The 14,075-nt window shown below is 57.8% G+C and carries 12 protein-coding genes, 1 pseudogene and 1 riboswitch; of the genes and pseudogenes, 9 read left to right on the forward strand and 4 right to left on the reverse strand.

Features of this window, described 5'->3' with window-relative positions:
• Nucleotides 1-8: 8 nt before the first annotated feature.
• A complete protein-coding gene (locus tag AC5RE1_RS04875) occupies nt 9-587 on the forward strand; it encodes an NYN domain-containing protein (protein ID WP_006680840.1) in 579 nt (192 codons plus the stop codon).
• Between the two features lie 171 nt (nt 588-758).
• On the opposite strand, the gene AC5RE1_RS04880 is transcribed toward AC5RE1_RS04875, so the two are convergent.
• Nucleotides 759-1,475 (reverse strand): PspA/IM30 family protein, encoded by a 717-nt coding sequence (locus AC5RE1_RS04880; RefSeq protein ID WP_006680841.1) that lies wholly within the window; start codon nt 1,473-1,475, stop codon nt 759-761.
• 172 nt (nt 1,476-1,647) lie between these two features.
• A complete protein-coding gene (locus AC5RE1_RS04885) occupies nt 1,648-3,705 on the reverse strand; it encodes a TPM domain-containing protein (RefSeq protein ID WP_006680842.1) in 2,058 nt (685 codons plus the stop codon).
• Nucleotides 3,706-3,869: 164 nt separating this feature from the next.
• Here AC5RE1_RS04885 and AC5RE1_RS04890 point away from each other — a divergent pair, with 164 nt between their 5' ends.
• The 3 genes from AC5RE1_RS04890 (at nt 3,870) to AC5RE1_RS04900 (ending at nt 6,625) form a co-directional block, all read left to right on the forward strand.
• Nucleotides 3,870-4,247 (forward strand): cold-shock protein, encoded by a 378-nt coding sequence (locus AC5RE1_RS04890; RefSeq protein WP_006680843.1) that lies wholly within the window; start codon nt 3,870-3,872, stop codon nt 4,245-4,247.
• On the forward strand, nt 4,240-5,100 hold the full coding sequence (locus tag AC5RE1_RS04895) for a DUF3027 domain-containing protein (protein WP_006680844.1): 861 nt from the start codon (nt 4,240-4,242) through the stop codon (nt 5,098-5,100). Before AC5RE1_RS04890 ends, AC5RE1_RS04895 begins: the two co-directional genes overlap by 8 nt.
• Nucleotides 5,101-5,176: 76 nt before the next feature.
• A complete protein-coding gene (locus tag AC5RE1_RS04900; protein WP_493938418.1) occupies nt 5,177-6,625 on the forward strand; it encodes an NCS2 family permease in 1,449 nt (482 codons plus the stop codon).
• Nucleotides 6,626-6,878: 253 nt separating this feature from the next.
• Here AC5RE1_RS04900 and AC5RE1_RS04905 read toward each other — a convergent pair whose 3' ends face one another.
• Nucleotides 6,879-7,667, reverse strand: a complete 789-nt coding sequence (locus AC5RE1_RS04905) for a DUF4352 domain-containing protein (protein ID WP_006680846.1) — start codon at nt 7,665-7,667, stop codon at nt 6,879-6,881.
• 266 nt (nt 7,668-7,933) lie between these two features.
• Here AC5RE1_RS04905 and AC5RE1_RS04910 point away from each other — a divergent pair.
• Nucleotides 7,934-8,311 (forward strand): annotated as a pseudogene (locus AC5RE1_RS04910) (FGGY-family carbohydrate kinase); the annotation flags it as partial.
• A gap of 32 nt (nt 8,312-8,343) precedes the next feature.
• On the forward strand, nt 8,344-9,657 hold the full coding sequence (locus tag AC5RE1_RS04915; protein WP_006680847.1) for an MFS transporter: 1,314 nt from the start codon (nt 8,344-8,346) through the stop codon (nt 9,655-9,657).
• 129 nt (nt 9,658-9,786) lie between these two features.
• On the opposite strand, the gene serC is transcribed toward AC5RE1_RS04915, so the two are convergent.
• The gene (gene serC / locus AC5RE1_RS04920) at nt 9,787-10,920 is read right to left on the reverse strand and encodes a phosphoserine transaminase (protein WP_006680848.1); all 1,134 of its coding nucleotides are present in this window, start codon (nt 10,918-10,920) and stop codon (nt 9,787-9,789) included.
• Between the two features lie 231 nt (nt 10,921-11,151).
• On the opposite strand from serC, the gene AC5RE1_RS04925 reads away from it, so the two are divergent.
• From AC5RE1_RS04925 to AC5RE1_RS04935, 3 genes are all read left to right on the forward strand, one after another.
• The gene (locus AC5RE1_RS04925; protein ID WP_040318369.1) at nt 11,152-11,829 is read left to right on the forward strand and encodes a metal-dependent transcriptional regulator; all 678 of its coding nucleotides are present in this window, start codon (nt 11,152-11,154) and stop codon (nt 11,827-11,829) included.
• 77 nt (nt 11,830-11,906) lie between these two features.
• Nucleotides 11,907-12,069, forward strand: a riboswitch (cyclic di-AMP (ydaO/yuaA leader).
• 2 nt (nt 12,070-12,071) lie between these two features.
• Nucleotides 12,072-12,809 (forward strand): C40 family peptidase, encoded by a 738-nt coding sequence (locus AC5RE1_RS04930; RefSeq protein ID WP_480939406.1) that lies wholly within the window; start codon nt 12,072-12,074, stop codon nt 12,807-12,809.
• A gap of 170 nt (nt 12,810-12,979) precedes the next feature.
• Nucleotides 12,980-13,912 (forward strand): universal stress protein, encoded by a 933-nt coding sequence (locus AC5RE1_RS04935; RefSeq protein WP_493938419.1) that lies wholly within the window; start codon nt 12,980-12,982, stop codon nt 13,910-13,912.
• Nucleotides 13,913-14,075 lie beyond the last annotated feature (163 nt).

Raw genomic sequence — 14,075 nt, forward strand, 5'->3', positions numbered from 1 at the left:
TTGACCCTATGGATAACTATTCATTTAACGAAGAAAAAACCTACTTGATCGTTGACGGCGAAAATATCGATGCCACTCTTGGTATGTCAGTGTTGGATCGTCGTCCGAATCAAGAAGAACGCCCGCGCTGGAATCGAGTCCTTGAACGCGCCGAAGAACACTGGGGAAGTGAAGCGAAGGGCCTCTTCTTCCTCAACGGTTCTTCCGGTTCGCTACCGATGGGATTCGTTCAAGCACTCATCGCCATGAACTACTCGGTGATCCCGCTTTCGGGTCCTGCCGACGTGAAGGTCGTTGACCTTGGTTTGCAGCGCACGATGGATGCGATCTCAGAGCTGGACTCGGGCTCGGTCATTCTTGCCAGCCATGACGCTGATTTCGCTCCTCAAGTTGAGCGTCTGCTGGATCAGGGACGTCGTGTCGCGATCCTCTGCTTCCGCGAATTCCTGTCGACCGCTTTCCATGAGCTGGAAGCCAAGGGCTTGGAGATCCTTGACCTCGAATACGATCTGCACGCATTCCAGGTAACTCTACCGCGACTGAGCATCATCGACGTCGACGACTTCAACCCGTTCGACTACCTGTAAAAACCGCCAGCCGGGCTGTTTGGGGCCTGTGCGTCAGTATGCCTGTGCCTGAGGCGATCAGGTGCCGGATAGTTCGTCAAACCTCAAACAGAAGTGGTGCGGGGCACTGCCCCACACCACTTCTGTTTGATTCAGCTACTCGCTGGTCGCAATGACGTTCGAGCTGAGCGATCAGTCCTTGTTCTTGAGCTCTGCCAGGCGCGCTTCGATTTCAATCTCGGAGGCGTCGGTTTCGAGTTCTTTAAACTGTGCGTCGAGGGACGAGGCCGCGACCTCTGCCTGACCCTGTGCCAGTGCTTCGGCGCGACGGACACGCTCTTCGTAGCGTGCGAGCTCTGACGTCGGATCGAGCACGTTGATAGATGCGACAGCGTCATTGACCTTGGTCTGTGCCTCTGCGGTCTTCTGCCGTGCCACCAGCTGATCGCGCTTGGACTTGAGTTCTTCGAGCTTGTCCTTCATCTGAGCAAGGCCGGTCTTGAGCTTCTCAACAACCTCGGTCTGTGAGGCGATGATTGGTTCTGCGTCCTTGGCTTCGCCTTCAAAGGTGATCTGCTTGCCGATCGCTGCCTTGGCGAGCTTGTCCCACTTGTCAGCGCCTGCAGCATCGCCGCCTGCACGCATTTCGTCTGCCTTCTGCGAAGCGGCCAGAGCCTTGCGACCCCAGTCAGCTGCTGCGGCAACGTCTTCTTCGTGGTCTTTTTCTGCCAGACGCAGGTTGCCGACAGTCTGGGCGACTGCGGTTTCGGCTTCTGCGATGGAGTTCGTGTAGTCACGGATCAGCTGGTCAAGCATCTTTGCCGGATCTTCAGCGCGATCCAAGAGGGCATTGATGTTTGCTTTTGCGAGCTGGGAAATGCGACCGATGATGGACTGCTTTTCTGCCATTGTTCCTGTCCTTCGCTGGATGGATTGCGCGATTATCGCGTCACCTCCATTTTAGAGTGTGACACCGAATACTTCCTGTGAACGGACTGCATATCCGTTCGGTGTGAAGGTGGAGCCGAGATGGCTGGTGCCCTGCAGGGCATTCCTGCAAGGCACCAGCCATATGTTCAGATCAGAAGGAGCCGGAGCTACCGCCACCGAATCCGCCACCGCTTCCGCCGAAGCCTCCGCCAGAGAATCCGCCACCGGAGCTTCCTCCTTGCCCGAGGCTACGACCGACATCCATCAGGACAGACCACAGCAGGGCATTGCCAAGGCCGGTGTTATCGGTGAAGATTCCACCGCTTCTATTCGTGTGGTGTTTGAACTGATCAGCCTGCCTGTATGAGGGATCGTTTATCGGGGTTGACAGCACGGTAAGGGCCGCGCTACGCGCGCTCTTCGCCAGGGTCGTTGCCTGATCGGGGTCAGTTTGGACAAGTGCAACAGCCTGATCGAGTTCAGCCTTAGCCTCAGCGAGTTTGGAACGGACGTCCAACGGGATGACGCCCCGGCGTCCCTGAATGTAAGAGTCAGCTCGCGCGTACTGGGCTTGAGCGTCGGACACGGCGTTCCGTGCTGCCTGGACCTTGCGTTCTCTTGCGTCAGCCTGAGAACGAAGTGGTTCAAGCGCGGCGTCCAGCTGAGATTCGGCCAAACGTAGGTTTTCCAGCGCAGCCAGCGGGTCACCACTTCCTGTGCGTGCGCTTTGAGCCTCGGCTACAGCCTTCTGTGCTTCGGCAACAAGCGGTGCGAACGCTGCTGAGTCTGCCTTCAGGGTCGTCACGTCGGAAAGATCCGAGGTGATCGAAGCAATTGCCTTCGTCAGAACCTCGTTCGCGGCAGCGAGATCGTGCTTGGCGCTCATGATTGCCTCGGTCTGGTGTCCCGCCATCGCGAGTGCTCGGCGAGCAATATCGAGTTGCACCAGTGCTGCTGACGGATCAGAGGTTGCGAGGGAGGTTGCTTGGTTCGCAGCGACCGACGCTGAATCAAGGAGAGCGCGTGCCTGCTGAGGATTGTCCGTCAACGAGGCAACGGTCGTGGACGAGTACAGCGTCTGAAGGGCGGTGAGTTCAGCTTCCACGCTGGGCAACGCTGCGATTGCCTCAGAAATGCGCGTCTTCACGTCCGTGGCCTGCGTGGGAACGCTTGCCTCTTCATCGCGAAGCTGGCTGAATGCCTTCTGTTGCTCAACCAAAGCTGGCATGACCTGGTTCAACTCATGTTGCAGCGTAAGCGCAGCCTCGGTACGCGAACGAGAATCGGGGGCCTCGTTCATCGTTTGCTGGGCAGTAAATGCCTTCGCGATGCCCGCTTGAGCGGCAGAAAGTGCCTTCGCATATGCGTCGGTCTTCGTTTCACCGAACTGAGCGCGCGCGAAATCAAGCTCATCGGCGGCCGAACGTACCAGTTCGTCTGCCTGAAGGAGCAGAGTCGAAGATTGGTTGGTCAGGGCCAGTACCTGATCCTCGGTCAATGACGGAAGCTGATCGCCGGGTGCCCAAGGGCGGTCAGCGGTTGCCTTCGGAGCGGGGGTTGAAGTGCCCTTCGCCTTGTTGCGCTTCACGAAGAACACAATCAGTCCACCGATAACGACAAGGATGACAACGGTGCGGATCCACCTGAATCCCGACTTCTCGGAGGAAGGAGCGTCGGTCGACGAAGAGTGTGAAGAAGAGGACGAGGTTTGACCTGTCACGGTTGATGTCAACGTTGAAATAAAGGTTGTTGCTGCATCCGTCGTCGTATCAGCGTCCAGAGGATTCGATGCGGCAAGAACTTTCTTTGCTGCCGACGTTGCGCGCGTGATATCCGAATCGGTGACAAGTTGCTGATCAGCGTTGCCACACGTTGCGAACATGCGCTCTTCATAGGCAATCACGTAGATGATCGACTGATGTGACAATCCGGAGTTCAAACCCGAAGTCTTGCACCATTCAATTGGCTCAGCACCCGAAAAATCGGGAACCGTCACGAAATAAACCTGCAAACCGGCAGACCCGGCCTCGTCCGCGGAAGAGGATATTTCCGAAACGTGAGAGTCACTGAGCCAACCCGAGGGGTCGGTCACCGACGTTGAAATAGTGACAGGGGATGTGGCAAGTGCTGGCGCGCCAAGGTCTGCAATCAGGGCGATACCGACAACGGCACTGGCGCACGCACGCGAAACAGCGGAACGGAACGACATGGGGATCTCCTGACCTTTGAGCCGACCTGCAAGCGTTCAATAACTCGATGTTACCCGCCCCGTATTCATTTGGCGTTGAAAGCATGTAGCGCATTAAGGTGGCGGGCGCATTAGAATGACAGGACGAACGAAAACGAATGATTCCTAAAGGAAAGGGGAGCAACATGCCTACTGGCAAGGTGAAGTTCTTCGATGCTGATCGTGGCTTCGGCTTCATCGGCGGTGACGACGGTATGGAAGTATTCCTGCACGTTTCGGCGCTCCCCGAAGGAATTGAAACGGTGAAGCCGGGGACGCGCGTCGAGTACGGTGTCGCTGACGGACGCAAGGGTCCACAAGCACTGACTGTTCGCATCCTGACCCCAAAGAAGTCGCTTGCGGCGGCGCGTCACCGCAAGCCTGAAGCCATGGTCCCCGTGATTGAGGACCTCATCAAACTGCTCGATGCTTCCTCGACCAGCTTGCGTCGCGGAAAGTACCCCGAGAACGCGCCTCAGATCGCGAAGGTTCTTAAAGCAGTAGCCGAGGATTTCGATGCCTGACACACACGCTGGCGATACTGCGCCTGCACCCCAGACGCCCGCCAATGACACAACGGTGAAAACTTCGTCGCGCTCGCCTTCAACGCATAAGGGAGCGGTGCGCACCCCGAAGAAGGACGCGGTTCTTGCCCAAGCAGTCGACGTTGCTCGTGAATCCGCGAAGGCTGTTGCCCACCCGCGTCCCATCGGTGAACACCTTGGGTTCGTCATGGACTCAGAGCGCATCGGAACCCACTATTTCGCTTCCGCCGACGACGGCTATGTCGGTTGGGCGTGGGCAGTGACGGTTGCGCGCGTTCCGCGTTCGCGTCACGCGACCGTGTGTGAGGTCGACATGCTTCCTCGCGATGGTGCGTTGCTTGCTCCGCAGTGGATCCCGTGGGAAGACCGCCTGCGTCCAGGCGATTTGTCGCGCGACGATATCCTCCCCTACCAGGCAGAAGATGCCCGCCTTGAGCAGTCATTCCAAGATGTCGGCGAGGACATTGACTACCCGGAGCTGAAGGAAATCGGCTTGGGTCGCAAGCGCGTCCTGTCCGAAGAAGGCCGTAGTGCTGCCGTTGATCGCTGGTACAAGTCTGAGCAGGGACCGAAGTCGTCTCGCCCGCCACGTAACTCGTGCTCAACCTGTGGTTTCTTGGTGAAACTGTCGGGTTCGATGCGCACGGTGTTCGGTGTATGCGCCAACGAATGGGCTCCCGATGATGGTCGCGTGGTCAGCCTCGATCACACCTGCGGCGCACACTCGGAAACTGATGTTGCCAAGCAGGGAACCCAGTGGTCGGTTCGCCCGTCGCGTATTGACGACGGTGCACTGGACACCGAGAAAATGCCTGTGAATGTGACCCCGTAGGCACGGTGTCCACATTGTGTTGTGGCGCCCGACACGATTCTTGCCTGTGAGTTTCGCACGTTGGCACGATGAGTTCGTGAGCACACAACAGACTGCCGCTTCATCCCAATCAGCGGCCAAAGGTTCAATTGATTCGTTCTTCAAGATCAGCGAACGCGGATCTTCGATCGGCCGGGAAATTCGTGGCGGTGTCGTCACGTTCTTCGCCATGGCCTACATTCTTGTCGTGAATCCAGCCATCCTCGGGGCAGCACTGCCGGAGGATGGCTCTATTACTGCTCAGGGTATTGCGGCAGGTACCGCGCTTGTTGCAGGCGTTATGACCATCCTCATGGGTGTTGTCGCCAACTATCCGCTGGCACTTGCTGCCGGTCTGGGCCTCAATGCTGTCGTTGCTTTCACCATGGTTATAGGCATGGGCCTGAGCTATGCAGAGGCCATGGGTCTTGTCGCATGGGAAGGCATCATCATCCTGATCCTGGTTCTCACCGGCTTCCGTGAGGCAGTGTTCAAGGCTGTTCCTCATCAGCTGAAGACCGCTCTGACCGTTGGTCTAGGCCTCTTCATCACTCTTATCGGTCTGGTTGACGCCGGTATCGTCCGCGCAGGCGCCACCCCGGTTCAGCTGGGCATCAACGGCTCCCTGCAGGGCTGGCCGACCCTGGTCTTCGTCTTCGGCCTGTTTCTGACCTTCGTCCTCTACATCCGTAAGGTCAAGGGTGCCGTCTTCATCTCGATCGTCTCTTCGACGATTCTGGCCGTCATCGTCGAAGCCGTTCTTCACCTTGGTATGAAATCGGATGAGAACGCTACCGGTTGGGGCCAGACCATTCCGGCTCTCGACGGTTCACCTGTTGCCGTCCCCGTGTTCAACACGCTCGGCAAGGTCGACATGTTCGGCGCATTCGGTAAGGTAGGCATTGTTTCCGTCGCCTTGCTGATCTTCTCGCTCATGCTGGCTGACTTCTTCGACACGATGGGTACCATGGTCGCCGTCGGCGCCCAAGGCAATCTGCTCGACGAACAGGGCAACCCACCGAAGACTCGCGAAATCCTGGTGATCGACTCCCTCGCCGCCGCCGTCGGTGGTTTCGGTGGCGTTTCCTCGAACACCTCCTACGTTGAGTCCGCAGCGGGTGTCGCTGAAGGCGCACGCACAGGTCTTGCGTCTGTCGTCACCGGTATCCTCTTCCTCCTCTCGACCTTCCTTGCACCGCTCATGGAGCTCGTCCCCACCGAAGCCGCTTCGACCGCTCTGGTCTTCGTTGGTTTCCTGATGATGACCCAGGTTACCGAGATCGATTGGCAGGCCCCGGAAATCGCTCTTCCGTCGTTCATGACCATCGCCTTCATGCCCTTCGGCTACTCCGTCTCTGTCGGTATCGGCGTTGGCTTCATTACTCACACCGTCATCCAGGTTGTTCTTGGCCGTGCGAAGAAGGTCCACCCGCTCATGTGGCTGGCTTCGATCCTCTTCGTCGTCTACTTCCTGCTTGGGCCGATCCAGGCTCTGCTGGGAGTCTGATCTCCTCGCAACAGATCGTGTGATGCGCAGAGGTGTGATGCTCTGCTTGACTGATCACCAATCGTCCGAATGGAAAGACCCCACGGTGCATTGAACTGCTCCCCATTAGTCGGTGTCTGATTTCTCAGTCCAACTAAAGGGGAGCAGTTCATTCCTCGAGGTCGCGAGGGCGTTCGTCGGTGCGTGATAAGCCAGCGGGGCCGTCGATGCAGTGATGCTCCAACGGCCCCGATGTACAGTGGAATCGACTCGACTACTTGACGGCGAAGAACTTCTTATCCGCAAGCAGTTCCGCCTGGACAGCGAGAGTGCCTTGCTCGATCCCATCGGTCGGGACCTCGATGACGATGTTTCCGGTCGTCGATGCGCCATTGAAAAGGGGAGACAATTGGTCGAACTCCTCCGGCGCGACAGTCAGCTTCTGAGAAGACGCCAGGTTGTACGTCTTGCCGTCCTTGCTGACGAAGTCGACCGTCGCCCAGGGCATCTGACCCTGGGAGTCATTGCCGAGGTAGGTGGCCGTTATGTTGATAAGAACATAGGAGAAGCCATCCGTGGCCGGCTCGTTGAAATCGCTTGCGGCGGCAACCTTCTCATCCGCATTGAGGTCGACGGAGTTGACGGTGACCTTCCAGTCCTTCGTCGTGATCTCCGAGCCGATGGGGAGAGGATTCTCCCTGGAGGAGCCGGCATCGCCCTCATTCGTAGCGGGGGCGTTCGATTCGGCGGGAGTGCTTTGAGGCGACGAGGCTGCGGGGGTCGAGGTCGTGGTCTCAGTGGTCAGCGCCTGATCTACGGCGTGGTCGATGACGGCGATGAAAGCAATGGCTGCGACGATGGTTCCAACGATGGAAATGATGATCGCTGCGAGGCCTTGACCATGGGCCTTGTCCTTCTGAAGCACGGCGACGAGTCCGAGGACGAAGGAGGCGGGCAGGAGGATCCACCCGAGGATTATGATGCCGGGTACACACGAGAGAATTGTTCCGGCGATGGCGAGGATGAGCGCGACGAGTCCGAGCGTATTGCGCGGCTTCTTCACAGGGATCTGGGGATTAACGGGGGGAGGGGGGAGGGAACTTCCTGAGGAGTTGCAGCTCCCCCTTCGAACGGGGTGCTCACTTCGGGCCTTTCGCATAGGTGGTGATGGAATGTCGACGCTGAAGACGAGCGAGTGAAGTGACTGCGCAGGAGGTCGGCGTGACGTTTCTCATCTTAACAAGTACCGGCTTCATCTGAGGCTGACGTTGGCGCGATTAGTGGAGTCCCGCATAGTGGTGTCCCGTCTTCGCCTTTCTCAAGCGCGGGGATTTCGTCAGAGAGGCGGCGGTCGCGACTGCAGGAGCCGCGCATCGGTGGTACGTGAAGAATGCTCTACCGCGTGGAACATACGACCGAAGTGATGAACTGGCGGCGCTGGAACTCGACGCGGGGGTGCCCTTCTTCTTCGCCCGTCTTTCCGATCAAAATCGCGGTAGGTGGTCGAAGGCGCCGAGCGGGGTCTTCTGGGGCCTGCAGCTCGGGACCACTGATGCGGACCTCGCCCGATGCGTGTATGAGGCCATCGCGTTCGAGGTCGCGTCATGGTGGGAGCTGATGGGTCTTGGGGCTTCAGCGCTTCGAGTCTTCGGGAGCAGTTCACATTGCCGTGGGGCTTTTCGTATGCTTGAAACAGCTATTTCTTAGGTCTCCGAAAAACTAGGGAGGCGCATCCGCGCGTGTCACGTACTTTCCATTCGTTGCGTTACTTCAACTTCCGATTGTGGTTCTTCGGAAACATTATTGCCTCGACGGGCATGTGGATGCAGAGGGTTGCGCAAGACTGGCTGGTTCTGACCGTTCTGACGAAGAACTCTGGCACGCAAGTGGGTGTTGTCACCGCTTTGCAGTTCCTGCCGATTCTGTTGTTGTCACCGTGGGCTGGTTTGCTTGCTGATCGTCTGAATCGTCGCGCTCTGCTACAGGCGATGCAGTTGGCGAACGCGCTCCTGGGCTTGATCTTGGGCGTGCTGATTCTGACGAATACAGCCCAGCTTTGGCATGTGTATGTGTTGGCGTTGTTGGGTGGCGTTGCTGGCGCGATTGATTCACCTGCGCGCCAGGCATTTGTGTCTGAACTGGTTCCGGCTCAGTCTTTGTCGAACGCTGTCGGTTTGAACTCGACGGCCTTTAATGCTGCGCGTCTGCTTGGCCCGGCTGTTTCCGGTTTGTTGATTGATGCGATCGGTACTGGCTGGGTGATGATCGTGACCGCTGTTGCGTTCTTTGCTCCAGTTTTGACGCTTGCGTTGATGCGTTCTGCAGATTTGGTTCCCCGCAAGGTTGTGAAGCGTTCGCCCGGCCAGATTCGCGAGGGCGTTTCCTATGTGAAGAATCGTCCCGACATTGTGCTGATCCTGGTGATTGTAGCGGTCGTGTCAGGTTTGGGCATGAACTTCCAGCTGACCAGTGCCCTGATGGCGACTGAGGTCTACGGCAAGGCTGCGGGCGAGTACGGCATTCTGGGTTCGTTTATGGCAGTGGGAGCTTTGACCGGTTCACTTCTTGCTGCGCGTCGCGCTCAGCCTCGACTGCGTCTGATCGTGTCGGGCGCGGCGATTTACGGTCTGCTTGAAATTGTGTTGGCTTTGGCTCCGACGTATGAGTCGTTCGCGGTTCTTGCAATCCCGACGGGCCTTGCAATGTTGACCATGGTGACGGCAGCGAATGCGACTATTCAGATCACCACGGAAGAGAGTGTTCGCGGTCGCGTGATGGCTCTCTATTCGATGATTTTCATGGGCGCGACGCCGATCGGCTCGCCCTTCATCGGTTGGGTGGGCGAGCAGTTTGGTGCCCGTTGGTCGATTCTTGTCGGCGGTGGAGCTTCCCTAGCGATCGGAGTTATCGCGGGCGTGTGGGGTCTGATTCATTGGAATTACCGGGTCAAGTTCCGTGTTTCGGCGCACCCGATCGAGGTCGAGGGCCCCGCGGAGCGCGCATACCTAGCTACTCTGCTCGCTGAAGCTGAACGGAACGCGACCGGAAAGTAGCGTGTCAAGTGCCTGCGCGCTGAGCGTCGTGCAGGTTGCGCCTAGTAGGACCTCGTTATGTTCCAGCTTGCGTCCACGTTCTCTGCGGTGGATTATCGCGATCGACGAGGCCTGGGCTGACCTTTGGGGTCACAGTGCTCGTTCGAGCGCCCAATCGATCGACTCCAGAAGTGCTTCGACGTCCGAAGTTGGAGTCGAGGGCCATGTCGCGATGCGGAGCTGGTTGCGACCAACCCCGCGGTAGGCATCGATGTCGACGATGCCCGATGCTCTCAGGCCGTCAGACAGGACCTTCACATCGACCACGTCGTCGAATTCAACGGTGACGACAACGGGGGAGCGCCAGTCCTTATTCTCAACGAAGGGGTGAGCAACTGACGAGGCGTCGGCCCAGGCGTAAATCAGGTCGGAAGCGGCGCGAGAGCGCGCTTCCATCGTTTTTAAGCCACCACCGGCATTCATCCACTGGATTTGTTGATCCATCATGATCAGCGTCGCCACAGCCGGCGTATTCAGCGTCTGATCCTTACGCGAGTGAGAAATCGCCACCGAAAGGTCGAAGAAGGTCGGCATCCAACGGTCGGTCGCCCCATGCAATTCTTGTGCGCGTTCGACGGCTGCAGGGGAGAGGATCGCCGCCCACAGGCCACCGTCAGAGGCGAAAGCCTTTTGGGGAGAGAAGTAATAGGCGTCGGTGTTGGCAATATCAACGTGCGCAGCGCCGGCGATCGAGGTCGCATCCACCAGCGTCAATGCGTCTTCACCACCGATACGGTTCACCCGGCTGATCGTGCCCGTCGAGGTCTCATGGTGCGGATAAGCAAAAGCATCGGGTTCTTCCCCAGCGGTCCCGGCCTCGTTCCCCGTGAGCGTGACAACGGTGCCCAGCTGACCTTCAACGCGAAGCGCGTCGGCGAGATGCGGGGCCTTGTCCACCTCTTTGGCGAATTTTGCGCCGAACTCCCCGAAGGTCGCGAACGCGGCCTGCTTGCGAATGAGCGAGGCCGCCGCCACGTCCCAAAACGCTGAGGCGCCACCGTTGCCAAGGGCGACTTCATAGTCATCGGGAAGATTGAACAAGGTCGTCAATCCCTCGCGGATTGAATGGACAACATTCTTCACTGGGGACTTGCGGTGCGAGGTCCCCATCAACCTAGGCGTCTTCAACGCATCAATCTGCTCCGGGCGCACACGCGACGGGCCGGAACCAAAGCGGCCGTCAGCAGGAAGGATAGAAACAGGAATCGGGGGGAATGTCTCCATAGGCTCAAACTTAGTCGCATTAGATGCGCTCGCGGAACATATTCCATGACACACATGGTGCTAAATACCGTGGGTGCTCACCGCGTATGCCTGTCCACCGTTTGGCGCAATATCAACGGAAATGACAATCGTCAGGTAAAAATACTCGATAACTCATATTCTCTTAAGTACCTGAAAACCTTTGAACGATGCACGATTCGTGCAGGGGTTCATCGTAGGAAAGGAACCGCCGTGGGAGACCTCATCGACACCACCGAGATGTACCTCAAGACCATTTTTGAAATGGAAGAGGATGGGGTGACGCCCCTGCGTGCACGCATCGTTGAACGACTTGATCACTCAGGTCCGACTGTTTCGCAGACCGTTGCTCGCATGGAACGCGACGGGCTTCTGCACGTTCTGGGTGATCGTCGATTGGAGCTGACTGAAGAAGGCCGTAAGCGGGCTGTAGAGGTCGTTCGTAAGCATCGCTTGGCTGAACGACTCCTGGTCGATGTCATCGGTTTGGATTGGGCGTGTGCCCACGATGAAGCATGCCGTTGGGAACACGTCATGTCCGACAAGGTTGAAGGTCGTCTGCTTGAGCTCTTGAAGGATCCGACAACGGATCCTTACGGTAACCCGATTCCTGGAATGGGCGTCGAGGTCAGTGGGCAGTCTGCGGAACTTGTGGCGCGTGCCCACGACGACCAAATTGTGAGACTCGTTCGTATCGGTGAACCTATCCAGGCTGAACATGACATCATCGCTGATTTTGCTGCGGCAAAGATTGGTCCTGGAGTCAGCATTATCCTGCGCGGAGAAGGCGATTATGTGCGGATTGCGCGCGCCGATCAGGATGCCTCTGACAGTGATTCCAGCTTCCGAATTCCTCTGGCGCTGGCGCCACATCTAGTAGTCGAAATGTGATTTGACTCCACTTCGTTACCTTTGCGTGACATTTGGGGGTCAAAGGTATAGAGTTCATAACGGTCGATAGGCCAGCCGTCCTTCATTTACCGAAGTTGGATCGTGAAGGGTCCGGTTCATTTGATCCAACTCGGGGGAACCAATTCGGCCCTTGTGGCCTTGGGGTGAAGCTTGGGAAACCAAGCCGGGCTCTCCTGCTCGAATCCGACAGCTGACCTCGAAGGTGCAAAAGGAGAACACTCTTGACGAACCTCAAACCTGCGCCACGTCACCGCAAGGCGCGTCGCCCAATGGTGCCGATCGTGGAACTGACCGACACGATCACGTCGCTCAGCCCGATCCGTCCGGTGGCAATTGCATCCGTGACCGGTCTTGCTCTGACTGCAGTTGTTGGTGGCGCCGCAAACGCTGTCACCGTTTCTGCTCCTAGTGGTGATCAAGAAGCTACTCCCACCACGACCACTGCTCCTCAAGCAACTGGTGTCACCGTTTCTGTTGCGGATATTGAATGGAAAGCAGAAGCTCCGACCGCGACCGCAGAAGCCCCTGCTGCCGCTACTCCGGTCGCTGAAGAAACTGTCGCCGCGGATCGTTCCGAGGCTCGTGAAGACCTCAGCCTTTCAACCGCTGCAACCGCTGCTGCGTACAACGCTGCCGGATCTTCTATTGTAGCCGCTGCTCTTGCTCTGACCGGTATTCCCTACGTCTACGGTGGCGCTTCCTACGGTGGTGTTGACTGCTCGGGTCTGACCATGCTGGCATATGCCGCTGCGGGAATCAGCCTTCCGCACTCCTCCGGCGCGCAGGCTGCCGGTGGTATCCAGGTTTCGGCCGGCGAAGCTCAGCCTGGCGACCTGGTTGCTTATTCGGGTCACGTTGCCATCTACATTGGTAACGGCCAGATGGTGGAAGCCACCGTCCCGGGTTCTCTCTCTAAGGTTTCGCCCGTTCGTGCAGGTGGCATGTTCGTTCGTTACTGAGCTCAACGTTCGTTAAGAGCGCATACTTCAACTAGAGCGAAAGAACTTCGGTTCTTTTGCTCTAGTTTTTTGTCTAAAACCCTCTTGAACAGGTAAAAGTTCTATTTTCGGTTTCGGAAAATCGCGATGTGGTGCACAATGGTAGGTGATGTAAGTCACGAGGGGGCATTATGGCATCCACCGAAGTCATCTTGGTCGGCGTTGATGGTTCAACGGAGTCCATCGCGGCCGTCAAATGGGCCACTGACCGCGCACTACGCACGGGCGGGCGTGTCCACGTTCTCTGTACCTACGCATTGGCATCCTATTCAGCGGCGGCGTTGGATGGTGGCTACGCGGTTCTTGACGATGAAGCTCTGAAGCGTGGCGCCCAGCAGGTCGTTGAAGAAGCGGTCGCAGCGGCGAAAGAGCGTGGCCTAGGAAAGGTCACTTCATCTATTGAGCCGGGTGACCCGGCGGGCGTTCTGGTTGAAATGTCACGCGAAGTTGATTTAGTTGTTGTCGGTTCGCGTGGAGGCGGTTCCTTTGCTGATCGTCTTCTCGGCACGGTCTCGTCCGCGTTGCCGGCACACGCGAAGTGTCCGGTTGTCATCGTTCCTCGCCATACGTCCGGCAAGTGCTTCATGCCGATCGAACGTGTCGTTGTCGGTGTGGATGGTACCGAGGTTCCCTCGTCGGCTTTGCGTCGCGCGATTGATGAAGCATCCACATGGGGTGCTCGACTGACCGCTGTTTCGGCTGTTCCGATTGCTTCGGGCACGTCCATGATGACGTGGGCGCCGACCGGTTTGGATCACTCCAACCTGTTGAAAGATGTCCGCACCGCAATGGGTGCCGCCATTGACCAGGCACTTGACGGTCGCGACATGGAGGTTGCGCGCCATGCGCTGGACGGGTCGCCCGCTTCGCTGTTGATTGAGTTCTTGACAGCAGTTGATCTGGTCGTTGTCGGTACACGAGGCCGCGGTGGTTTGGCAGGCGTCTTGCTCGGCTCGACCGCGCAGACGGTACTCAGTCACTCAACATGCCCCGTGATGATTGTTCCGTCTGATCACCTGGGCAAGGCTGAATCAGCGAAGGCTCCGACGTGGGAGCGTCGCTGACGCTTGACTCAGCCGATGGCTCGCGCGAAGAGCGCGTTGTCTTGATGGATGGTGTCTGGGCGGGTCCCCGCCCAGACACCATTGTGTTGCCACAAGGTTTTCTGGCGTGTGGCCGAGGGAACGTCACTCATAGTCAAGAATGGTCTAGTCTAATTCGGTGCGA

This window comes from Actinotignum sp. usb-actsch-rep-73 (genome assembly GCF_059082735.1).